Raw genomic sequence first — 23,287 nt, forward strand, 5'->3', positions numbered from 1 at the left:
TATTTGATTTTAATATTCGTTACGATTAGATTGATTTGATCTGCCTGTTATAAATGTCTTTTTTTACAGTGAATCTTTTTCTGCTATACCATAGAATGAAAATCATAATGAGGATTCCCCCTAACCCCAAAACACCTCCGTACAATAATGGATTTGTGGTGCTTACCAGCTGATTCGGTTTATCTTTATCAATTTTATTAAGGAATGCTATAAGAGCCGCAATTTCCGTTTCCGTCAACGGCTTTTCTTTATAGGATTGCGTCATTGCCGGAAAAGGGGGTGCTCCTAAAATTCCTTGCAATCCGGCATCTCCGCCTAAGCGGCTATACGAAGCAGTTAAATCCTTTGCAAGCAAGCCGCCAGGCATAACACCGTTGTAATTAACATTGTGACAGGAGATACAAGCAGGACCGCCATTTGCGAGCGCATAACTTCCAATGAAAATATTCTTACCTGTTTCAATTTGTTCCGGGGTGGCATTAGCTGATGCATCAGGGAGTGCTTCCTTTTTAGTGGTGTCGGCGGATGCACTTGCCGGTTCCGGAGTGCTCCTGCCAGCGATAAACGCATAAATTGACTTGATATCAGCATCAGGAAGATGAGCCTGATCGGGCATCACAATCCCGCCAAACTCATCAAAAATTGCCTTTGCATCGGCATCTCCGCTCTTGATAAATTCTTGTGAGGATTTTGTCCATTTCAATAGCCACTCCTCAGAGCGTTTGGTCGTCACACCCATAAGATCAGGCCCTACCATTCGTCCCCCTCCCACTTTGTGACAAACTCCGCAGTTTTGTTTGAATATCGCTTCTCCGTTTTGAGCACTCACCCCGTCGGTAAAAAGCATGAAGCACAGAGATATTGAAGCTAAATATTTTTTTATTTTTTCCATGTTATACATGTTTGAAAGTTTCATATTTCTTTTATCTGTCTTCATAGTAATTGAGATATTATCTTTTAAAGAACCTGTGAATAACATTACCTGCAACAAATGTATTTGCGATAACAATATTCAACTATGATTAATATCATATTTTTAAAAGACATTGATCACGTGCACAAAATAGCTTCTGGAATTCAGTGTGGACCAGCATTTGGCAGGTTTCATCAAAAAGAATTAAAATCGTTCAATTCTATACATTTATTGATCCCTGAATGCAGTATTATTCTCAACAGAAAAGGTAAAATGGAGAAGTGTGCTAATCGCATGGAATTATTACAATACACGAAGGCACAAAATTGTTAGAACTGACAAGTGTTCTCAATGATAAACTCATCTATACCTGGCGGGTTTTTATAATACGATACGGACAGCTATATTATGATTGCGGTCATTGTACTGCTTTTTACACTCATTTACTTTTGAGCAAAAGATAACAAACATGTATCGGAACGGCTTAAAAAAATAATGAATAAAGGGGCTGTGCATTCCCGATACCTGATCTCTGAGGCATAGCTTATACGTACCAGCGCTTGGTTAAATATTGAGATAATTACAAATCCTGAGAAGTGAACTGACCAAAAAAGATGAAACTCGATTGCACGAATTGTTCCCCTGAAGAATGCTATATTAATAAATACTGTAACAGTCAGTCGATCGGAATAATGGCGCAAGCAAAAAGTGTTATTCGGTATAAAAAGAATCAATATATCTTTCGTGAAGGGAATCCGGTGCAAGGCATGTACATCATATATTCCGGGAAAGTAAAAGTGCTCAGTACCGGCTTTAATGATAAGGCTCAGATAATACGTATCGCAAGACCGGGATACCTGTTAGGGCATAGGGGATTTGGCGATAAGTTTTATCAGATATCGGCCGTGGCGATTGAGGATTCTACTATTTGTTTTATTGAAGCAGGCATTTTCACTAAGCTTCTTAAAAGCGACCCGGAGTTAACCTATCAGCTGATGCTCTTCTACGCCAACGAACTGCGGTTGGCTGAGTCAAGAATGAAAAACCTTGCTCAAATGACAGTGATGGAAAAATCAGCGGAATCTCTTTTGCTTTTGATCCAGATCTTTGGGGTAAGAAAGGGAAACGATGTTGTTCTGAATACTGTTTTAACCCGAAAAGACATGGCCGAGTTGGCCGGGTTGAGTCCCGAACAATTAACAAGATGCTTCTCGGAGCTCAGGGAGGAAAAGATAATTCGCATAGACGGGAAAACAATAACGATTCTGCAACCGCAAATTTTGTTCAAACTTATTTCACCATATTATACAGTACAAAATTTAAAAGAAGGTCAGTCTTCCGATGTCTTTTCTCTTTAGTAATTCTGAAGTTATTTATGATTTAGATCATAAATAATACTTACAAAATTCAAATTTAGTGTGATTAATATCATTCTTTCCCTCGCAAATCTGAACGTCCTTTGACGTGAAATAGTAGTGTAGCTGTTAATTCTTGGAACTTATGGCAAACTTTAAAACATTTCTAAAAGCAGGTCACCCTCCCACTTTGTTTTCTGCCTTCATTTATTTTGATTTTTGTTTTGCAATATGGGTGCTTAACGGAGCGATGGCTCCATTTATCAGCGAGGAGTTCCATTTAACTCCGGCTCAAAAAGGATTTATGATCTCTGTTCCCATACTTGCAGGAGCGATCATGAGATTTCCTTTAGGTGTGTTGTCGCAATATATAGGAAGAAAATGGGCGGCTATGGTTGAGATGTCTTTAATATTCATGGCGCTCGTTTATGGCTATTTTATGGTTGATACCTATTCCGAGGTCATTAATATGGGAATTCTGTTAGGTATCGCCGGGGCAAGTTTTGGTGTTGCGCTTTCGTTAGGGTCCGGATGGTTTCCCCCCAAATATAAGGGATTAGCAATGGGGATAGCCGGAGCCGGAAATAGCGGTACCGTATTGGCAATGCTTTTTGCTCCGCCATTAGCCGTTAAATATGGATGGCAGGCTGTGTATGGTTTTGGCGCCGCATTTATGCTGCTTCCAATGGTAGTGATGTTAATTTTTGCAAAAGAACCTCCGGATAGAGAAAAGCAATCATTGAAAGAACATTTAGCTTGCCTGTTTGAACGCGATGGATGGACATTTAATTTGATATACATCATCACATTCGGTGGTTTTATTGGGTTGTCAAATTTTTTACCAACATATTACTACGATCAGTTTCATGTATCAAAAGTAGAAGCGGGCCAACTAACCATGCTGGCCGCTTTAATGGGAAGCGCAATAAGAGTTGTGGGAGGGTGGGCGTCTGACAGATGGGGAGGCATTAATACACTTACCGCAATATTTGGGTTTGTTATTTTAACAATGGTGTTGGCAAGTTTCCAGCCTTCTATCGGAATATCAACCGCTTTATTCATGTTTTGTTTTGCCGCGTTGGGCGCCGGTAATGGCGCCTTGTTCCAATTAGTTCCGTTACGCTGGCCATTAACCACGGCTGTTGCGGGAAGTATGATCGGGGAGATCGGCGCGTTAGGAGGCAGCTTCATTCCCAACGCCATGGGGATATCAAAACAAAGCACCGGTACTTTTGCCTGGGGTTTCATCGCCTTCGCTGTTTTAGGTGTAGTTGCGTTCGTCATACTGAGGATTGCGCAAAAAAAATGGACAAAAACCTGGGTTGACAAAGGCGGCAAAGCCCGTATACGAAAAGAAGAAATTGAGTTTGAAATTCACACTCACATAGCGGAAGAAGGCGTTGAAATAATAAAACCAACTTATGCTAAAGGGGAATTTGCATACAGAACAATTATATACCCGGTAGGCAATTCGGAGCTGGCTGATAAGGCACGGGAACAAGCGGCATACTTAGCTAAATCGACCGGTTCTAAATTGCTACTATTATATGTAAATGAAAAATTTCACAGTACAGGATTGCTTGCATCGGACTCGCCGGAATGGTCGAAGATCAGGGAAGCATGGATCGATGAAGGGAAGGAATTACTTATTAACGAAGCAAAAAAATTAAAAAAATTGAATGTAAGCAATATTGAAGCCGTATTTGGCCAGGGAGATGTGGCATCCGAAATAATTACCATAGCGAAAGAAAGAAGTGCGGAACTTATTATTCTTGCCAGTCATATTGCATCTCCTTTAGGAAAACTATTGATGGGAAGCCGAACATATAGCGTATTTAAAGAAGCGCCTTGTCCTGTATTAAGAATTGTACGATAATAATTAATTAACTAAATAATAAAATTATGGCAACATGGCTAGAAAAATGGACACCTGAAGACAATAGTTTTTGGGAAGCACAAGGCAGTAAGATCGCCTGGCGAACACTTACAGTAACAACATTTGCTCTGATACTTTCATTTGCCACCTGGTTTATGATGAGCGCCATAGTAACAAAACTTCCCGGCATTGGTTTTAAATTTGATAAGGATCAATTATTCTGGCTGGCTGCTATGCCTGGATTAGCGGCAGGCTTATTGCGGATAGTGCATACGTTTTTGCTCCCGATCTTCGGATCGCGACACGTAATTACAATCTCAACGATCATTAAACTAATTCCTGCTGTTGGACTGGGCTTGGCGGTTATGGATCCCGCAACTCCTTTTTGGGTATTTATGATCATTGCGTTTACGGCCGGCTTCGGCGGCGGGGATTTTTCTTCGTACATGCCAAGCACTAGTTTATACTTTCCGAAAAGATTACAGGGAACAGCCTTAGGTATCCAGGCCGGAATTGGAAATTTTGGGGTTAGCGTTGCTCAATTTATGACTCCTGCAATGCTTGGCATTGCAACATATGGCGCGGCACAAGTATTCACTAAAGTAAATCCTAAAACAAAAGAAATAGTTGGCACCTCAGAAATATTTCTTCAAAGTGCGGCATTCTGGTACGTTCCCTTATTGATTATTTTGGCAATCGCGTCATGGTTTTTAATTAAAAGTATCCCGGTAAAAGCCTCATTTAAAGAACAGCTTGATATTTTTTCGGACAAACATACCTGGTTTTGTACAATAACATACGTGATGACCTTCGGCGGTTTTTCGGGATTAGCCGCTATTTTTCCGTTGATGATTAAAACAGTTTACGGCGATTTTGCTAATGCTCCGGATCCTTTAAAATATGCGTTTCTTGGACCATTGATCGGCGCCGGCAGCCGGGTTTTATTTGGATTTATTGCCGATAAAGTAGGTGGAGCCGTATTAACAACATTAACGGGTATAGCATTGATCGCAGGTTGCGTTGCTATGGTTCAAATGGGATTGCTGACACCAACATCCGTTGAACAATTTCCAACCTTTCTGTATTTAATGCTTTTCTTGTTCTTCATTACCGGCATGGGCAATGCGGCTACTTTCCGTCAATACCCCATCATTTTTGGCCACAACCCACGCCAGGCCGCCGGTGTAATTGGCTTTTCGGCTGCCATAGCCGCATTTGGCCCTTTTATTTTCGCAACTTCTGTTAGCAGTATAATAAAAAGTACAGGGAATGCAAATGGATTTTTTTATGCAATAGCGGCATTTTTTGTACTGGCAACTATAATTAACTGGTGGTATTACAATAGAAAAGGATGTGAAAGGCCAAGCTGATTTTCGTAAAATATGATTCTAAAAAAACACTAACTATGAAAACAAAATTAAAAGGCGCAGTGCTTACAGCTTTGATAGCAACAACAGCACTAACAGCAAATGCACAAATGACATTGACTGGAGAAATAAGGCCCAGGTTTGAATACAGGCACGGATTTAAAGCCCTCTCCGACTCCGCGATGGATGCGGCCATGTTTGTTTCTCAGCGTACACGTATAAACTTTGGATATAGTAATGATAATTTTAAAACGAAAGTTGTCTTTCAGGATGTACGTATCTGGGGCAGCCAATCTCAATTGAATTCCACGGATGGATTGACTGCCATACATGAAGCCTGGGCTGAATACAATTTTTCCAAGAAAGTGGCGGCTAAATTTGGCCGTCAGGAAATCGTTTATGATGATGAACGAATTTTCGGGGGATTGGGATGGGCACAGCAAGGCAGAAAGCATGATGCGGCTTTGTTTAAATACAATGACAGCACGTTCATATTACATGTGGGATTTGCATATAATCAGGATATGGAACAATTTAAAACAACCAAATATACTATTGCAAGCAGCTATAAAGCCATGCAATATTTATGGCTAAACAAAAAATGGCCGAAACTTGAATTAAGCTACCTGGCTCTTACAAATGGACAGCAGTCTTCTGTGACAAATAGTGTTTCAAGGTATAGTTTTATGACCGGGCCGCATATACAATATAAATCAGGTAAATTAAGTTTGGTTGGAAAGGGATATTACATGGGTGGAATGGATGTCGCGTTAAATGATATGCAGGCTTACCTGGCAGGAATAGATGTCTCCTACTCAATAACTCCAAAGGTGTCAGCTACATTAGGCTATGAACTTCAGTCAGGACAAAGTCAAACCGATACCACAAAAGCGTATAAAAAAATCAACCATTCATTCAATCCGCTATTCGGAACGAATCACGCTTTCAATGGCTATATGGATTACTTTTATGTTGGAAATCATATTAATAGTGTCGGATTACAGGATATATGGCTCAGATTAAAATACAAAACCGAAAAATGGTGGATTACCGCGGATGCCCATATGTTTAATGCCGCCGCCGATATTCTTGATACAAAAGAATTTGCGAAATCAGGAAAATATACGGCCATGAATGCCAATTTGGGAACAGAGCTTGATGTTACATTCGCGTATAATCTGGCTCCTAATGTTGTGCTGCAGGGAGGTTATTCTCAAATGTTTGGAACAGATAGCATGAAAGCTATAAGGGGTGGAAAAACAAATACCCCAAGTAATTGGGCATATCTCATGCTCACCTTCAGGCCCAATTTCTTAAAATAACTCAGCCGAAACTGATTAAATAGCCTATTTATCCGGGGGCTATTTTTATAATATGATTGATATCATTTTTTGTTTATTTGCACTTACCGTTATTTGCATTAAAACATAACGCTATGATTGATTTGAAACAACTTTCCAAAAGTGATCCTGTAAAAAGGAACGTGGACAAAGGACTTGAACAGGTAGAACATACACCTATGGATCCGCCTTCGGCATATGAACAGCCGGGAAAAATGAAAGTCGATTTTGAAAACATGGATAAGCCGCTTCAAACATTTGTTGAAGAACATAAAATAGCGGCGCAGCAGGTTGAAGCATTTGAAAGAGCGCTTGTGCAGTTTAAAACAAGCGACTATAAAGTGGATCAAAAGATAAATGAAATATTCGCAACTTTCTTTAGGTATTTTGATTCCGAACTCCTTCCGCATAACGACAAAGAAGAGAAGGCACTATTTCCACTCCTCAACAAAAGATTGATTGAAGCGGGAGAGCATAGTACAGGCGAAACTAAATTAACGGCCATTGATGTAATGGAAGACGACCATGTGAAATTTATTCAGTTGGGTGCTTTGTCTTTTAATTTTTTCGGACTCGCGACCAGGATTAAAGATGAAGGATCAAAAATGTTCATTCTTGACACAGCCTACGAAACGGCCCGTGAATTGATCGAACTTCTTAAACTTCATATATACCGGGAGGATTACACATTGTTTCCACTGGCTCAAAAATACCTGAGCAAGGATGAATTTGATGCCATTGAAAAAGAAATGCACAGCCACTAATGAGCAAAGATCAAATTATACTCACTGATCAGTTCGGAAGAGTTCATGATTACCTCCGGATATCACTCACCGAACGATGTAATCTGCGGTGCTTTTATTGTATGCCGGAAGAAGGAATCCCGCTTCGCCCCCGTTCAGAATTCATGAGCAAAGATGAGATAGTGAGTATCACGAATACTTTCGTTGGTTTGGGTGTAAAAAAAATACGGCTTACCGGAGGTGAACCGCTTGTAAGAAGTGACGCGAATGAAATTATCCATGAATTATCAAAGCTTCCGGTAGAACTTGCTATCACAACAAATGGCATCCTTGTGGATAAATTTATTGCTACATTCAAATCGAATCGGATGAACTCTATTAATGTTAGCCTTGATTCATTACAGGAAGAGAAATTAAATAAAATTACGCGGCGAAATTATTTTAAAAGTATCTTTTCAAATATTCAAACATTAATAAAGGAAAATTTCCATGTGAAACTCAATGCGGTAATTATGAGAGGAGTGAATGATGATGAAATTATTGATTTCATTGAATTTACAAAGGATAACAATGTGCATTTCCGGTTTATTGAATTTATGCCTTTTGATGGTAATAAGTGGAACTGGAGCAAAGGGCTTTCGTATAAGGAAATGATGGGGATTATAAATGGCGGGTATAAAACAAAAGTGTCAAAAATTGAGGATAAGAAGAACGATACGGCAAAAAATTATCAAATAAATGGCTACAAAGGAACGTTCGCTGTAATTTCATCCGTTACCAACCCATTTTGTGATAACTGTAATAGAATACGGCTTACAGCCGATGGGAAATTAAAAAATTGCTTATTTTCGGGTTTCGAAACGGATTTGCTTACTCCACTTCGTGAGGGTATTGATATACGGCCATTAATAGCAGAATCGATTTGGAAAAAAAAGGCAAAACGGGCCGGAATGAATACCATTAATCAATTCTCAGCTTCTGCTATATATAACAATAACCGGTCAATGGTTGCGATAGGGGGGTAAGGCCAGTTTTATAATTTAGTTAGTCATATACATTATAAAAAGCCAGTCCAATTAAAATGCAGCATATGTTATACGAGTATTGTTCGGAGGAATGGTATCCGATTATAAACATTAACCAGGTGCTTTATTCCATAAAAGAAGGGGATAAGATATTTTCTCAAGGCGAGAAGGTTAATGGTATCTATTTCATAAATGACGGATATGTTAAAGTAGTTTCACTATATGATAAAAATAAAGAACGGATATTAAGACTTGCCGGGAAAGGCAAATTATTGGGGCATAGGGGATTTGCAACTTCTCAATATCCTATATCAGCTATAGCTCTTACGAATACAACGGTTACATTTATTCCAAATAATATTTTCAGAATCCTGATTAAATCCAATCCGCCATTAAGTATTTATTTAATTGATTTTCTCGCAGGTGAACTTAGGGAATCTGAAGAAAGAATGAAAAGCCTGATGTATTCCGACATTAAAAAGCGTATTGCAAAAATACTGATCAAGCTTATTGAATCATTTGGATATGACAAACAGACTCCCCGAAAATTAGCCTATACCTTATCCAGAAAAGATTTTGCGAATATGGCAGGAACAACGTATGAAACGGTGATCCGGACTTTGGCGCATTTTCAAAAGAAAAAATATATTAAACTCGAGGGGAAAGCTATTCTCATTGTTAATGCCAAAGAGCTGATAGCTATCAGCGAATTATAAGTTGCGGAGAAATATATTTAACGACCGGCAACCACCACACACATTTTCACTTCTGTACTTCCCGTTGTAATTTTTCTCCAATTATTTCTCCTTTCGATCCCTCCCATTCACCTTGCTTACAAATTATGACCCCCATCATGTTATTTGAGAATAAATCAATGCTTCTTTGATAAAAGCAACTGTTATTATGAATGAGATCCATTTACTTTCGGGAGCCGGGGTAACCCGCTCATATAATGAATATAAAGCCATGGTAGTCCGCTGCTCGGAAACGGGGAGGACAACAGGAAGAGAGGCGCTGCCTGAGCGCATTGAGGCCACCAAAATTAATGTGCAACGGATGAAGCGCATTGACAAGCAAATTAAAATCAATGACGTGTTAAGGTTCGCACTCGAAAATATTAATAATAAGTGGACGTGGATTTTAATTGCGGAATCGTGGTGTGGCGACGGGGCTCAAAACATTCCGCTTATTGCAATGATGGCCAAACACTCAGTCAATATTGAATTAAAAATAATATTGAGAGATGAAAATCCGGATATTATAGATGCATATTTGACAAACGGCTCAAGAGCCATTCCCAAGCTTATTTGCATTAATGCAGAAACAGGTGAAGAAATCGGGACATGGGGACCTCGGCCTTTAGCAATTCAGAACCTGGTAAAAGCATATAAAATTCGGAACCCTGACGTATCCCATGATGAATTTGTAAAAAACTTACATCTTTGGTATGCAAAAGACGGAGGAGAATCACTTCAAAAAGATTTTGAGCAGCTTATCCCTGAATGGAACACCCATTAAAGCAGCGTATCAGATGATTGATATAGCGGCCACAAGAATTCCAAATCCACAAATAAAAGAAAGAAGAATTAAAAGTAAACCGATCTTAAAAAACAACTTGTTTTTAAAACCACTTCCCTGAATAAATACAGCAATTATTATTGCTAAAACAAGCCAGGCAACTCCAAATAAATACGTCATGTGAAATAATATTTATTTGTAAAAATAGATTTGTCCCCTGGCGAGTTATATGATTTATATCATATTTGTTTTCATACTTCCTCTTTAACTTTATGCAAGAATATTGTATATTTTAAAATCATTCAAAACCCCTATAAAATATGGAAACAATGGATATTCTTGATGTCACGGTTATAGAGCCACGGTTAAAGCACCCCACTATCTTTCAGAAATTTGATGTGCTTGAAAAAGGAGATTCATTTGTGATTCACAATGATCATGATCCCAAGCCCCTGTACTATCAGTTGCTCGCTGAGAGAGGAAATATATTTACATGGCAATATCTGGAAGAAGGACCTGAGTGGTGGAAAGTTCAAATAGGGAAATTAAAAGAAGGAGAAAAGGAAGCCACAATCGGAGATATAGTTTCTAAAGATTTCAGAAAGGCGGAGGTATTTAAAAAATTCGGATTGGATTTTTGTTGCGGAGGGAAAAAGACACTCGCAAAAGCATGCAGGGAAAAAGGGATTGATGTGGTGCAGGTAGAAAAGGAACTTAAAGCGGTTGAAGAAAAGACGGCTTCACCTTCGCAGGACTTTAATACCTGGGATCTCGGGTTTCTGGCGGATTATATTGTGAACACACACCATAAATATGTGCTGCAGGCAATGCCGGTGATTTTTGAATATACCCAGAAGGTAGCCAAAGTTCATGGAGAACGGCATCCGGAGGCAATAGAAATTGCAAACCTCTTTTTAAAAGTAGTGGATGAATTAAACCGGCACATGATGAAAGAAGAAAATGTATTGTTCCCCTATATTAAAATACTAACATCAACAAAAAAAGATCTGAAAAATCTTGAACCATCTCCGTTCGGTACCATAGAAAATCCTGTGAGGATGATGGAAATGGAGCATGAGCAAGTCGGGGATTTGGTGGAAAGTATAAATAAGTTGTCTAACGGTTATACTCCTCCAACTGATGCCTGCACTACATTTCGGCTATCGTATGCAAAGCTGAAAGAATTTGAAGATGATTTACACCAGCATATTCATTTGGAAAACAACATCCTATTCCCAAAGGCAATTGCTTTGGAAAAAAATTTGTCGGAGTAGTTTGCAGATCCTATACTGGTATTGGTGTTATTGATTTGAGTTAAGTTACAAAGGATATCCAATGTCTATTTTTTGATATCTATTCCAGTTAGAAGAGAAAAATACACCCACATGAATAGGTCAGTCATTATAGCCGCTTTTTGTTTAGCTGCTGTCTCTTTAATGTCATTCGAAAATATTTATCACTCGCTGTTGTATTCAAGTGGCGCTCCTGCAGGATATTGCGGTGACCCGCGAGGGGGAGGGCAGTATTGCACTAATTGTCATTCCGGATCAACTACATATCCCACAACAGGATGGATTACTTCAAACATTCCGGCTGCCGGCTATGTGCCGGGTAAAACATATTCAATCACCGCAACCGCTTCCAGGTTTGGACATAGTAAATTTGGCTTTGAAATTTCACCTCAGAATTTAACAGGTAGCCCTTTAGGAGCAATTATTATTACTGATACGTTGACTCAACTGACGGGGTGGTTAAATGAATACATTACACATAAATATACAGGAACAAACGGAAATGATTCCGTCAAATGGAAGTTTGACTGGACAGCACCCCCGGCAAAGTCAGGAAGTGTAATTTTCTACGGAGCATTTAATATTACAAATAATAATTTTAGTACGTCTGGTGACACTATCGCTACATCTACTCTTACCGTTCCGGAGAACATTAACACTACCACTCCCGCTATTCCATTGGATGGACCTAAAGTATCGGCATTCCCGATTCCGGCGGCAGACGTAATAAATATCAGCTATACTTTAAAAACAGATATTGTTGTGGAAATACATTTGATCGATATACAAGGCAAAACTTCGATGATTTTACCTCCCGAACTTTGTTCAGCCGGCGAACATGTTCGTTCTTTTAACATCAAGGATAAATATGCCGATGGCGTATATTTTATTAAAGGATCAATTGGTCAATATGTATTCTTAAATAAAATAATAATAATACAATGAAATCTGTATTATTTGTGTCTTTCTTCGGATTTCTCTTCTACAACTTCTGGCAAAGCAATTTATGGATAGCGCCGGAAAAAGTGGATAAAATACCGAATCCGGTAGCAAGCAATCTTGCCTCCATTGAGCGTGGGCGAAAAATATTCGGACAGGTATGCTGGAATTGCCATGGCTTGGGAGGCCTTGGAAACGGTCCCGCATCTAAAACACTTAAGCGGAAGCCCGCTAATTTTACTGATAGTTTAGTCCAAAAGCAAACTGATGGTGCCATTTTCTGGAAAATATCAGAAGGACGAGCTCCAATGGCACCGTACAAAGCATCTTTAACAACGGAGCAAAGATGGCACCTGGTAAATTTTATCCGAACAATGAAGAAATGAAAATAGGAAACCAAATATGGAGATGGCTTTTCGCAATTATTTTGCAAGTGTTTCTTTGCCGGTATTTTTTTGGACAGGATACGACAAGTATAAAGGAACCTGCTGCGGAATACGTTGAAGAAATATTCACCGGAACTCAATTAATAAATTCGCAAACCACAACTGTTCTCCAGTCTAAATCCAGAACATTTGGAATTCAGCATCGGTTCGGAAAAGTAGGTATTGATTCCAGTTTGGTGCAGCAGTTTTTAGGATTTGATCTGCCATCCGTTATAAGGTTATCATTGGGGTGGAGTATCTCTGATCGATTATACTTAATGATTGGCAGAACAAACTATTATAAAACGGTTGATATAGAAGGGAAGTATCTGCTTGTAAGGCAGACAAACGGATTTAAAACGCCTGTGTCTATTGCCCTATTTAATAATACTTCCATACGAACTGAAAAATTTCCAAATGTGTCAAAGGGAGCTTTTTATGAAAACTCCGGAGTGACATTTAGTTATAAGCCCTCACACCGTTTGATTTATAACACTCAGCTTATAGTTTCATCTAAATTGTCGGAAAGGCTGACATTGTTATTTACTCCGATCTTTATTTATCAGAATTTAGTTGGCGCAGGATATGAGAATTACACTCTTATATTCTCGGGGGGAGGAAGATTTAAATTCGGATTAAACTCTTCTGTTATTTTTGAATATGCCCACGGGGTCAACAACCGGCATTCCAATTTTTATAATCCGGTTTCTTTGGGTGTAGAATTTGGAACAGTTGGACATGTTTTTCAGATTTTCATAAGCAACAACGGCAAAATTCTTGAAAACCATGTTTATACATCAGGCTCTGCAAACATACAAAAGGGAGAGTTTTTTTTAGGGTTTAATACTCAACGTAAATTTTGGAAGAAAAGCAGACTGCAAGAATAGCATTTATATACTATTAATTTTTATTTCAGATAATTTGTTTTGAGAAAAAAAAAAAAAAACCGTAACGATTGTTTCCCGGATAGATTCGATAAGCTTTTCATTAGAGATTCAACCCATTTTTAATTTTTACTGCACAGCCTGTCACAATAATACTCACCCCAAGTTAAATTTACAAACATGTTGCTCATACGATCAGCTTTGGTCTTCAGGATTTAGCGCACCTTATTTAGATACTGTATCACCGAAGTCAAGTCTGTTGTATAAACATGTTTCCGGGCAACTTTCAATTATGCCACCCACCGGCTCTATCCCGACACCCGAAATAAGCTCCATTCTTAAATGGATTGAACAAAAAGCAAGAAAAAACTAATTTGATTTGCAGATGAATATATCGGCTAATACAAAAATCTCCTCGCTCATCAAAGCCAACCCGGCTTCTATAGAAGCAATTGTGTCTATTAATAAACATTTTGAAAAGCTCCGCAATCCGGTTTTGAGGAAAATACTTGCTCCGCGGATTACGATAACTGATGCCGCTAAAATCGGAGGATGCACGGTCAATGATTTTTTTAATAAGTTGATACCCCTTGGATTTGTAGTGTTGCGGGATGTTGCCCCGGGAACAAACAATGTATTACCGACTAACGAGCGTCCGGCATTTATGCAGGGAATAGATGCGAAGAATATCATTACGCTTGATGTCCGCCCTGACCTGGCTTCTGGTAAGGATCCTTTTCAAAAAATAATGCAGGTAGTGTCATCGTTTTTTCCCGGAAATGTGTTGCTCATTATAAACACCTTTGAACCGCTGCCACTGATAAATATACTGACGAAAAGGGGATTTGAATATTATACAGAAGTTCCGGAAAGTGGTATAACATATACCTGGCTGAAAAGGACGAACGATAGAGATATAGGCGGAGCAAAGGATATGCAAGTGGTGCACAGCACAAAAGACGATTTTAGGATAATTGCTGATAAGTATAAACACAAAATGAAAGTTGTTGACGTGCGCGATCTTGAAATGCCATTGCCGATGATCACTATTTTGCAGGAATTGGAATTATTGCCCGACGGACATGTGCTTTTTGTAAATCATAAAAAAATCCCTCAATTTCTTTTGCCTGAATTAAAGGAGAAGAAATTTTCCTGGGTTATTGATGAAGCAGGAGAAGGGGATATTAAACTTTTAATTTTCAGATGAGATGCAGGGGTTGCAGATAAAAAGAAATTCTTCTCCGGGACTTGTGCTTATGCACTATGCACTTGGGGCCATTTTCTTTTTGTTGCTCTGTGTTTTGATGCTTTTTTCTGCGGATGCCTTTTCCGGCCATTATTTTCATCCCAAATTATTAGCGCTTACACATCTGGCGGCATTGGGCTGGGGCAGCATGATTATTTTCGGTGCATTGTATCAGTTGCTGCCTGTTATTCTTGAGACGCCTCTTTATAGTGAAAGATTGGGAAAAATTACGTTCGTTCTTTTTTCGTCCGGCGTTGTTTGCCTGGTATATTCATTCTGGAATTTTTATGTCGATATTCATTTGCAGATTGCCTCTGTACTAATATTAGTATCATTCCTTTTTTTTACTGTTAATGTTTTTTTTACAGCGCGTAAAGCGCCCAAATGGAACACAGGGGCCGATTTTATCGGAACCTCGACTCTATGGCTATTACTTACCGGAATATTAGGCGCAATGATGGCTTTTAATTTTACATACCCATTCCTGCCTAAATCACATTTACTATTTTTAAAAATACATGCGCACATGGGAATTGCCGGTTGGTTTTTGCTGTTGATTATGGGAGTTGGGTCTAAACTTATTCCTATGTTTTTATTATCTCACAACCTTAATACCCGAAAACTGAATTACGCTTACTACCTCGTAAACATTGGACTGGCCGGATTTTCAGCAGATTTATTTTTCAGAGAAAAAGAAGCTTTGTTCCTGTTATATGTTTTACTCATTGTAGCCGGAATTTTATTTTTCATTTCATTTTTGTACGAAGCATATAAAAAGCGTATACGAAAACAACTGGATATTGGTCTTAGACATTCATTTTCGGCCTTTGTATTTATTTTTATACCAATGTTTATTGCTATAATTATAAGTTTTAATCCTCCTTTTTTAAAGGATGTGTTTTCCCGGCAGGTTTGTCTTGTTTATGGTGTCAGTATATTTTTTGGATTCATCACTTCATTAATATTGGGACAGACGTTTAAAACACTGCCTTTTATTGTTTGGTTACATAAATACGGACACCAGGGGAGTCAAACTACTGTATTGCCCAAAGATCTCTACTCCGGCAGGCTCGTAAGCGGCCAGTATATAATCTATCTGGCAGCTATGCTGCTATTGATTTCCGGTATTCTTACATCCCGGGCAATTGTTATAACGACAGGCTCAATTCTGTTTTTGATAGCAGCACTTTTGTATAATGTAAATGTTTTTAAAATATTGTTTCATACTGTTAACACCGAAAACACATAATCAAAAATGGAAACGCACAACGAAGCGAATAAAACAGAGAAGGAAATTTATGAGACGCTTAGAACGGTTATAGACCCCGAGTTAGGTATTAATATAATTGACCTTGGTTTGATTTATAAAATCGAGTATGTTCGGAATAAGGGAATACAAATTGAATTGACACTTTCTTCTAAAGGATGCCCAATGGGTGATGTAATTATAAACAATGTTGATGCAGCTATACGGGCAAAATTTCCTGATACGAAGCTGGACATTCAATTAGTATGGGAACCTGCATGGACCACAGATCGTGTAACCCTGGAGGGAAAAACCGCATTGGGATATACTGATTAGGTAACAAATGGCCTTATAATGGGACTAACTGATGAAGATCATATTTAATTTATATAAGAGGGTTTACCTTTATTGACATAATTTATAAGATTATGAACGAATCGGAAATTGAACACAGGTTAAAATCACAAAAGTATGTTGAGCCCGGTATGATTGAGGCTGCATTTAGCTTTTGGTTCAGCGATCAGGATCATGTTCGCTCTCCTTTCCCGTATTATATACAAGAAAAATTGCGGCCTGCAGCCATTGGCAAATTTTTAGGCTGGAGCAGCCAGATATCAGAAAGGGCGAAGAAGGATATTAACGATGAAATACTTGCTGAAAAGTTTGAAGAAATACTTTTTGAACTCGCCCTTAATATGGTGCTCACTGAAGACGAAAAGCTGACTATACGTTACCCCTTTTTAGTCCGCATCGGAGATGTAATAAAAGCCAAAGATGCACCTGATGGCAGAGCCGAAAGCCGTGTGATCGACCGTTGGTATGCAAAAAAGGATGATGCTGCTTTTATGAAAGTAAAGCTTAAAAATAATGTTACCGAAGAAGAATGGGAAACAGAATTTGAATTACCCGAATAAAATTCCTCATTTAATTAGTCCTCATATAGAAGTATGATTCAAATCATACTTTTGACATCGTGTTTCGTCTTACTTTGTACTTTCCACGGAACTAACCTGAAAAAATTTAGTCACATCTCGTAATCAAAATGTCCCAATCAAAAGGATTTATTTCGTTTATGATGAATCCGAAAAATTGGTGGATTCCTCTGCTGATTATTTTTGCAGTAAGCTTTGGCGGAGTGGGAATGATAGGATACCAAACTTACAACGATGCGCCGCCCTTGGAGAATTTCATTAGCCGGGATGGTGCGATTGTCTTCAGTAAAAACGATATTATAGAAGGCAAAAAGGTGTTTCACCAATATGGATTGATGGATTATGGCAGTATGTTTGGAGATGGAGGTATCAGGGGACAGGATTTCACGGCAGAAGCGCTGCATGAAATTTCAGCCTCAATGTACGAATTTTATTCTGCATCGATTGGCAAAGAAGCTGCAGGTGAAAAACTAAAGAAAGAACTAAAATCGAATACACACGATGAGAGTAAGAAATCCATAACTATAACAGATGCAGGCGTAAAAGGCTATTCCGATTTGGTCAGGCATTACCAGGATGAATTTTATTTTAATAAAAAGCTGGCAAAAGGTAAAACCAACTGGGTTTACATCCCGGATACCACTTCAATAAGAAAGCTGGCTGCTTTCTTTTATTGGGGAGCCTGGGTATGCGCTGTAGAAAGACCGGGAGAGAGTTATAGTTATACACACAATTGGCCTTACGATACAGAGGCTGGTAATTTTCCAAGTCATAGTGTATACCTATGGAGTGTTCTGGGGCTGTTCGGATTTATTCTCGGGTTGTGCGTAGTTCTGTATTACTACTCCCAATTCGAACAATTAAATTTTCAATCATATACTAACAAGGCGCTTCCATTAATTTCATTCAACAGTATTAATAATTTTAAGCCATCGTCTTCTCAAAAGGCATCTTTTAAATTTTTGATTGCAGGGGTACTTTTGTTTTTTATACAGGTAGTTTGCGGTATTCTGACGGTACATGATTTTGTAGGAATTTACAATTTGTTTGGGATAGACTTCTCGACTCTTTTTCCATTCGTAGTTTCAAGAAGCTGGCATGTGCAGTTATCGGTATTGTGGATCTCATCCTGCTGGATAGGTGCTTCACTTTTTGTTTTGCCATTGATCTCTAAAATAGAAATTGCCAATCAAAAACTATTTGTTAATATATTGTTTTGGTTTACCTTAATTGTTGTATTAGCGGCATTCATAGGTATATATCTCGGGCCGACAGGCTTTCTTGGAAAAGGTTGGTATTGGTTTGGGCATCAGGGTTGGGAGTTTTTAGAAATGGGAAGGTTTTACCAATATTGTTTACTTGCAATTTTTATTTTATGGATCTTTATTCTTTACAGGGGTTTAAAACCCGCCTTTATCAAAGGCAGGCCATGGCGCTTGCCCAACTGGCTCATTTACACAGTTTTTTCAGTTGTTTGTTTGTTCCTTTCCGGATTCGTTGCCGGGCAGGAAACAAATTTTGTTATCGCTGATTTTTGGCGTTGGTGTGTAATACATATGTGGGCAGAAGCATTTTTTGAAGTTTTCACAACCGTTATAATTGGTTATTTTATGGTACTAATGGGAATTGTAAGCCGCCAGGCTACTGAAAGAGTAATTTACATAGCGGCCATTCTGTTTTTAGGTTCCGGATTACTCGGGATTTCTCATAATTTTTATTGGAACGGGAAACCCGTTGCCACCATGGCTTTAGGTAGCATTTTCTCTACACTACAGGTAGTCCCTCTTATTTTGTTGACCTTAGAGGCTTGGAGATTTAAAAAACTGCCGGAATTTTTACAAAAAAATAAACCGGGCGCAGCTTTTGCAATGAACGATATTTTTTTATTCCTGGTTGGAGTAAATTTTTGGAATTTTATGGGCGCCGGAGTATTCGGGCTAATTATCAATTTACCGATAGTTAATTATTTTGAACATGGAACATACCTGACTGTAAATCATGGACACGCAGCATTGATGGGAGTTTACGGGAATTTATCAATAGCAGCAGTATTATTTTGCGCAAAACTTTTATTTGACAGCAGCAGATGGAATGAGGCAATATGTAAAACAGTTTTTTGGTCAATAAATATTGGTTTGGCATTGATGGTTGTTTTAGATCTGTTTCCGGCGGGCGTATATCAGTTAAATGCTGTGTTTAAAAATGGGTTATGGTATGCCCGATCGGACCAATTTTTATCTTCAAATATGTTCCAGTCGCTGACCTGGCTAAGGATAATTGGAGGATCGGTCTTTTTTGTTTTAGGTGTTTTGCCTTTGTGCTATTTTATTATGACAAGAATAAAAAACATCAAGAAGGCTGCTTTAGATTTCAGCAATCCTGCAAATAATGAATTATTTTCTCAGGATGATGATTAAGGGAATAAAATGGCCAGTTATAGGTAAGGTGGCCGGTCATCTACCTACGACAATTTATCACTAAACAAAAACATCTCGGGTTCAAAAGAATCGACAGACTTTCCGACACTCAACCAAACACACACCGACCGCTCAAAAGTTTTAATTTTTACCCACTGCACATTTTTCGAAAAAGCCGTTTTGGCTTTCACATATTGTCTATCCACATTCAGGTTGTCAGCTTTTTACAATGGAGCTTAATTGTTTTTCCAATCAATATTTAAGAAGAATAGGGCAAGGGAGATGTTTCGTTCAATTAATCGGTAGTTCTTTACTACAATAAAAAAGCTCTCTATTTTTTCGAGGGCTTTTGAAAGCTTGCTGTAATTTTTTTGTGAAATCAAGGTGCCGTAAGATTCACATTTATACTGCATCCGTTTTTATCTTTAATATTTATAAGGTATGTTCCCGGGCAAAGTTGATTTTTGTACCTGTTAACATAACCATCAGGCCAAGAGTAGGAGTAGGGGCTTGTGCCACCAATGGCGTTTACCATAAGCCATTCTTTGCAAACACAACCGGGGCAGTTGGCTGCGCCTTTGGTAAATTGACCAACCAATGGTGATGGTGAAACTATTGCAGCAGTGGAAGTGGCAGTGCATCCTTTTGAATCAGTAATGGTTACTACGTAATTACCTTGTGGTAGTCCGGAAATTGTTTGCGTTGTTTGGGCATTGCTCCAGCTGTAAATGTAACCAGGTGTGCCACCACTTGAATTTGCAATAGCACTTCCGTCTGTACCACTATTACAAGTTATGTTGATTGCAGCGGTTATCACACTAATAGCTGGATTAACTGTTAATACGGCGATTGAGGTGGCGGTTAATCCTCCCGAATCGGTAATTGTTACGGTATAGTTAGTTGTGTTTGCAGGGCAAGGACTAATACTTGCTGTTATATTGGCTGTATTCCATAGATAGGTATAAGGAGCTGTACCATTTATTCCTATTGCGGTTAAGGTTGGACATGGTGTTGTCCCGCTGCACATGGATGCCGAATTTACATTGGCGGCGATGTTCACGCAAGTAGCAATCGTAACATTAACATATACCGTATCTGTGTCGCAGGGAGTACTGGCAATAAGTTGCGCAGAATAACTTCCGGCAGCTGAATAGGTAACTCCAGTGGGATTTTGGGCGGAAGAAGAAGATGGGCTCCCTCCAGGAAAACTCCACATATAATTAACCGCACTATTATTGCAACTTATTATAAAATTGCCGGTAAAATTAATGGAGGTGTTTACACATACTGAATTATTATTGGCTGAGGCCGTGAGATTAACAGTTTTATTAAAGCCGCAACTATTTTTATAGAGTTGAGCCACAAAAGAATCCCGACCTCCACCTCCATAAACTGTTTGATGGGCTCCTGGAGTAACAGGATAATTACCTCCTGTATGTCCAGTCATATATACATAACAACCATACAAGGCCATACGGCAGTCTTCGTCATCGGATATATCTGTACCACCTACATAGGACGAACAAATAATATTCCCCGCTGAAGTAAAGCTCGCGAGAAAACCGTCTTCCGCAATGCCGCCTGCTAATGTTTGTTGCCAGGCACAAGAAGTTACGGGAAAGTTTGAACTATACGTATCACCAGATACGTAAACATCATTAGTAAGGATATCTACTGCTACAGAAAACGCATAATCAGCAATGCTCCCGCCCAAATAAGTCGCCCAGATACGGACTCCTGCCCCGTTAAATTTTACAAGAAAGCCATCACCAGCAAGAGCATTACCACCACCAAAGACATTTTGAAATCCACCGGAAGCGATGCCCGTGGTACTTTGAGTCATTCCAGCCATATACACATTTCCTGAGATATCGGTAACAATACTGTAACCCTGATCATCACCCGTTCCTCCATAGTAAGTTGCCCAGATACGAGCTCCTGCCGCATTAAATTTTACAAGAAAAGCGTCATTAGTACCACCACCAAAAACATTTTGAAATCCTCCGGAAGCAATGCCCATAGTACCGGGGGTCCAGCCAACCAAGTAAATATTTCCTGAAGCGTCAATAGCAATTCCAAAAGCCACATCACTACCTATTCCTCCATAATAGGTTGCTAAGATGCGGGTTCCTGCCCCATTAAATTTCACTAGAAAGGCATCTCTAAAACCGCCCCCATAAGCATTCTGAAATCCACCGAAACTTATACCTGCTGTGCTCGCGGTTTGACCCGATAAATATACATTTCCAAAAACATCAGTAGTAACACACTGGCTCTGATCACTACCCGTTCCTCCGTAGTAAGTTGCCCAAATGCGACCACCTGTGGATCCATTAAATTTCACAAGAAATGCATCCCGAGTACCTCCAAAAGCATTCTGAAACCCACCTGAAGCCATTCCGGAAGTACTTTCGGTGTATCCCGACATATACACATTTCCTGATGCATCAGTGGTTACACTTGTACCACGATCATTCCCTGTTCCTCCGTAATAAGTAGCCCAAAGGCGGGTTCCAACGCCGTTAAATTTCACAAGAAAGGCGTCAGTACCAACACCCAAAATATTCTGAAACCCAGCTGAAGCAATGCTGGTAGCACTATTGGTCCATCCAGACACATATACATTTCCCGAAGCATCTGTGGTTACTCCGCTACCAACATCTGTACCTGTTCCTCCGTAGTAAGATACCCAGGGATCGATGATAAGAGAATAATTGGGATTAAAAATTGAAAACGAAAAATTAAGAATCACTTCGCCTGGAGAAATAGGGGTTAAAATATACTTTGCTTTTACATCAACGATTTTTCCATTGATGATTTGATATACTTTTGGTATTGATTCGTAAAACTCATTTATGGCGGTTTTGATCACTAAGTTTCCTTCGTAGTTAAGGCGTATGCTTTCAGCCCATTTCCAGTGAAGTTTTATTTGATCAGGGTTGGTATGCGGCTGTACAATTATGTCATATTTTATTCCTGTTGCCTTATTGCCGTAATAAACCACATCTATGTTTTTATAAATATTTTTATAAATTATTTTATTGTATTGCTTTACATTGGTTATTCCCTGAGGGCAATGGGCGTAATAGTAATTATTATACCCTTCCACTTCGTCATCATTTATCGTTTCGATATCACTGTTGCAATTTTCAAATTCCATATCTACACGATGAATTTTTATTATCGCTTTTTGCATTAACTCCTGTTTCTTTTCCTGCTCATTATCCACGGTAATTGTTCCGGCTTTTTCCAATTCTTCAATCTGCTCATCGACTTCATGTATCACTTCTCCAATATTACTGTACACATAACTTATTCCTGACTTTCGTAAATACACATCAGCTCCGTTCCCTAGTCCTTTGTACAAAATATCTGGCCGGGCTTGCTGATTGATGTCTATAAACTGTCCTTTGTTTTGAATAAACATCATTCCGTTACCTCTTAAAGGGTTTTGGGTAGATTTTCCCGCTGTTTTTTGTTCAACATCAAGCATTTTGGAATTCTGGCCTAAGTGTTTTATTTCAGACGGATATCCGAACCCAAACATGTCTTTTTGAATATTCTGAGCATGCACAAATTTTGCCGCGATAATAAAAGGAGAAATGAAAATGGCGATTATGTAAATTACTTTTTTCACTTGAACATATTTTTAGTTAGACATTAATTTTTATTCTTTTTTGAGTTGAAAAAGCATCCGGAATTTAAAAATTTCACTTGCGAGCTCTATGGCTCAACTCTTTGTCCTTGATGCTGATGTCAGTTTCATCTG

Annotated in this window: 19 protein-coding genes; 17 read left to right on the top strand and 2 right to left on the bottom strand. The window is 38.9% G+C overall.

What is annotated here, in order from left to right:
• Positions 1 to 25 precede the first annotated feature (25 nt).
• The gene (locus HYU69_12725) at positions 26 to 892 is read right to left on the bottom strand and encodes a c-type cytochrome (protein ID MBI2271201.1); all 867 of its coding nucleotides are present in this window, start codon (positions 890 to 892) and stop codon (positions 26 to 28) included.
• A gap of 635 nt (positions 893 to 1,527) precedes the next feature.
• Here HYU69_12725 and HYU69_12730 point away from each other — a divergent pair.
• The 17 genes from HYU69_12730 (at position 1,528) to HYU69_12810 (ending at position 19,518) form a co-directional block, all read left to right on the top strand.
• Positions 1,528 to 2,271 carry a Crp/Fnr family transcriptional regulator gene (locus HYU69_12730; GenBank protein ID MBI2271202.1) on the top strand — a complete coding sequence of 248 codons (744 nt, stop codon included), beginning with the start codon at positions 1,528 to 1,530 and terminating at the stop codon, positions 2,269 to 2,271.
• Positions 2,272 to 2,413: 142 nt separating this feature from the next.
• Complete coding sequence (locus HYU69_12735; protein MBI2271203.1) at positions 2,414 to 4,144, top strand: MFS transporter; 1,731 nt, start codon at positions 2,414 to 2,416, stop codon at positions 4,142 to 4,144.
• A gap of 26 nt (positions 4,145 to 4,170) precedes the next feature.
• Positions 4,171 to 5,514 (top strand): NarK/NasA family nitrate transporter, encoded by a 1,344-nt coding sequence (locus HYU69_12740; protein ID MBI2271204.1) that lies wholly within the window; start codon positions 4,171 to 4,173, stop codon positions 5,512 to 5,514.
• 35 nt (positions 5,515 to 5,549) lie between these two features.
• A complete protein-coding gene (locus HYU69_12745) occupies positions 5,550 to 6,833 on the top strand; it encodes an alginate export family protein (GenBank protein MBI2271205.1) in 1,284 nt (427 codons plus the stop codon).
• Between the two features lie 113 nt (positions 6,834 to 6,946).
• On the top strand, positions 6,947 to 7,615 hold the full coding sequence (locus HYU69_12750; GenBank protein ID MBI2271206.1) for a hemerythrin domain-containing protein: 669 nt from the start codon (positions 6,947 to 6,949) through the stop codon (positions 7,613 to 7,615).
• Positions 7,615 to 8,619 (top strand): GTP 3',8-cyclase MoaA, encoded by a 1,005-nt coding sequence (gene moaA, locus HYU69_12755; GenBank protein ID MBI2271207.1) that lies wholly within the window; start codon positions 7,615 to 7,617, stop codon positions 8,617 to 8,619. The genes HYU69_12750 and moaA overlap by 1 nt, the downstream gene beginning before the upstream one ends.
• 65 nt (positions 8,620 to 8,684) lie before the next feature.
• The gene (locus tag HYU69_12760) at positions 8,685 to 9,335 is read left to right on the top strand and encodes a Crp/Fnr family transcriptional regulator (GenBank protein ID MBI2271208.1); all 651 of its coding nucleotides are present in this window, start codon (positions 8,685 to 8,687) and stop codon (positions 9,333 to 9,335) included.
• Between the two features lie 166 nt (positions 9,336 to 9,501).
• Positions 9,502 to 10,137 (top strand): thioredoxin family protein, encoded by a 636-nt coding sequence (locus HYU69_12765; GenBank protein MBI2271209.1) that lies wholly within the window; start codon positions 9,502 to 9,504, stop codon positions 10,135 to 10,137.
• Between the two features lie 320 nt (positions 10,138 to 10,457).
• A complete protein-coding gene (ric, locus tag HYU69_12770) occupies positions 10,458 to 11,411 on the top strand; it encodes an iron-sulfur cluster repair di-iron protein (protein ID MBI2271210.1) in 954 nt (317 codons plus the stop codon).
• Between the two features lie 111 nt (positions 11,412 to 11,522).
• Positions 11,523 to 12,374, top strand: coding sequence for a hypothetical protein (locus HYU69_12775; GenBank protein MBI2271211.1), 852 nt, complete (start codon positions 11,523 to 11,525; stop codon positions 12,372 to 12,374).
• Entirely contained in the window at positions 12,371 to 12,754 is a 384-nt protein-coding gene (locus HYU69_12780; GenBank protein ID MBI2271212.1) for a cytochrome c, read from the top strand. The genes HYU69_12775 and HYU69_12780 overlap by 4 nt, the downstream gene beginning before the upstream one ends.
• Positions 12,751 to 13,680, top strand: coding sequence for a hypothetical protein (locus HYU69_12785; protein ID MBI2271213.1), 930 nt, complete (start codon positions 12,751 to 12,753; stop codon positions 13,678 to 13,680). Before HYU69_12780 ends, HYU69_12785 begins: the two co-directional genes overlap by 4 nt.
• A 382-nt stretch (positions 13,681 to 14,062) precedes the next feature.
• Complete coding sequence (locus HYU69_12790) at positions 14,063 to 14,884, top strand: DUF2249 domain-containing protein (GenBank protein ID MBI2271214.1); 822 nt, start codon at positions 14,063 to 14,065, stop codon at positions 14,882 to 14,884.
• Between the two features lies 1 nt (position 14,885).
• Positions 14,886 to 16,172 carry a hypothetical protein gene (locus tag HYU69_12795; protein MBI2271215.1) on the top strand — a complete coding sequence of 429 codons (1,287 nt, stop codon included), beginning with the start codon at positions 14,886 to 14,888 and terminating at the stop codon, positions 16,170 to 16,172.
• A 6-nt stretch (positions 16,173 to 16,178) separates the two neighbouring features.
• Positions 16,179 to 16,505 (top strand): metal-sulfur cluster assembly factor, encoded by a 327-nt coding sequence (locus HYU69_12800; GenBank protein MBI2271216.1) that lies wholly within the window; start codon positions 16,179 to 16,181, stop codon positions 16,503 to 16,505.
• 92 nt (positions 16,506 to 16,597) lie between these two features.
• Positions 16,598 to 17,083: a hypothetical protein gene (locus tag HYU69_12805; protein ID MBI2271217.1), complete on the top strand. Its 486-nt coding sequence runs from the start codon at positions 16,598 to 16,600 to the stop codon at positions 17,081 to 17,083.
• 128 nt (positions 17,084 to 17,211) lie between these two features.
• Entirely contained in the window at positions 17,212 to 19,518 is a 2,307-nt protein-coding gene (locus tag HYU69_12810) for a cbb3-type cytochrome c oxidase subunit I (protein ID MBI2271218.1), read from the top strand.
• 379 nt (positions 19,519 to 19,897) lie between these two features.
• On the opposite strand, the gene HYU69_12815 is transcribed toward HYU69_12810, so the two are convergent.
• Positions 19,898 to 23,155 carry an SBBP repeat-containing protein gene (locus tag HYU69_12815; GenBank protein MBI2271219.1) on the bottom strand — a complete coding sequence of 1,086 codons (3,258 nt, stop codon included), beginning with the start codon at positions 23,153 to 23,155 and terminating at the stop codon, positions 19,898 to 19,900.
• Positions 23,156 to 23,287 lie beyond the last annotated feature (132 nt).

Source organism: Bacteroidota bacterium (assembly GCA_016183775.1).
In the GTDB taxonomy this organism is placed as follows: Bacteria; Bacteroidota; Bacteroidia; order JABDFU01; family JABDFU01; genus JABDFU01.

Coding starts and splice junctions, on each gene's coding strand:
- HYU69_12760 (MBI2271208.1), top strand. CDS start 8,685: ATGTTATACGAGTATTGTTCGGAGGAATGGTATCCGATTATAAACATT.
- HYU69_12780 (MBI2271212.1), top strand. CDS start 12,371: ATGAAATCTGTATTATTTGTGTCTTTCTTCGGATTTCTCTTCTACAAC.
- HYU69_12800 (MBI2271216.1), top strand. CDS start 16,179: ATGGAAACGCACAACGAAGCGAATAAAACAGAGAAGGAAATTTATGAG.
- HYU69_12785 (MBI2271213.1), top strand. CDS start 12,751: ATGAAAATAGGAAACCAAATATGGAGATGGCTTTTCGCAATTATTTTG.
- moaA (MBI2271207.1), top strand. CDS start 7,615: ATGAGCAAAGATCAAATTATACTCACTGATCAGTTCGGAAGAGTTCAT.
- HYU69_12740 (MBI2271204.1), top strand. CDS start 4,171: ATGGCAACATGGCTAGAAAAATGGACACCTGAAGACAATAGTTTTTGG.
- HYU69_12775 (MBI2271211.1), top strand. CDS start 11,523: ATGAATAGGTCAGTCATTATAGCCGCTTTTTGTTTAGCTGCTGTCTCT.
- HYU69_12730 (MBI2271202.1), top strand. CDS start 1,528: ATGAAACTCGATTGCACGAATTGTTCCCCTGAAGAATGCTATATTAAT.
- HYU69_12795 (MBI2271215.1), top strand. CDS start 14,886: ATGCAGGGGTTGCAGATAAAAAGAAATTCTTCTCCGGGACTTGTGCTT.
- HYU69_12810 (MBI2271218.1), top strand. CDS start 17,212: ATGTCCCAATCAAAAGGATTTATTTCGTTTATGATGAATCCGAAAAAT.
- HYU69_12790 (MBI2271214.1), top strand. CDS start 14,063: ATGAATATATCGGCTAATACAAAAATCTCCTCGCTCATCAAAGCCAAC.
- ric (MBI2271210.1), top strand. CDS start 10,458: ATGGAAACAATGGATATTCTTGATGTCACGGTTATAGAGCCACGGTTA.
- HYU69_12750 (MBI2271206.1), top strand. CDS start 6,947: ATGATTGATTTGAAACAACTTTCCAAAAGTGATCCTGTAAAAAGGAAC.
- HYU69_12805 (MBI2271217.1), top strand. CDS start 16,598: ATGAACGAATCGGAAATTGAACACAGGTTAAAATCACAAAAGTATGTT.
- HYU69_12735 (MBI2271203.1), top strand. CDS start 2,414: ATGGCAAACTTTAAAACATTTCTAAAAGCAGGTCACCCTCCCACTTTG.
- HYU69_12745 (MBI2271205.1), top strand. CDS start 5,550: ATGAAAACAAAATTAAAAGGCGCAGTGCTTACAGCTTTGATAGCAACA.
- HYU69_12725 (MBI2271201.1), bottom strand. CDS start 892: ATGGAAAAAATAAAAAAATATTTAGCTTCAATATCTCTGTGCTTCATG.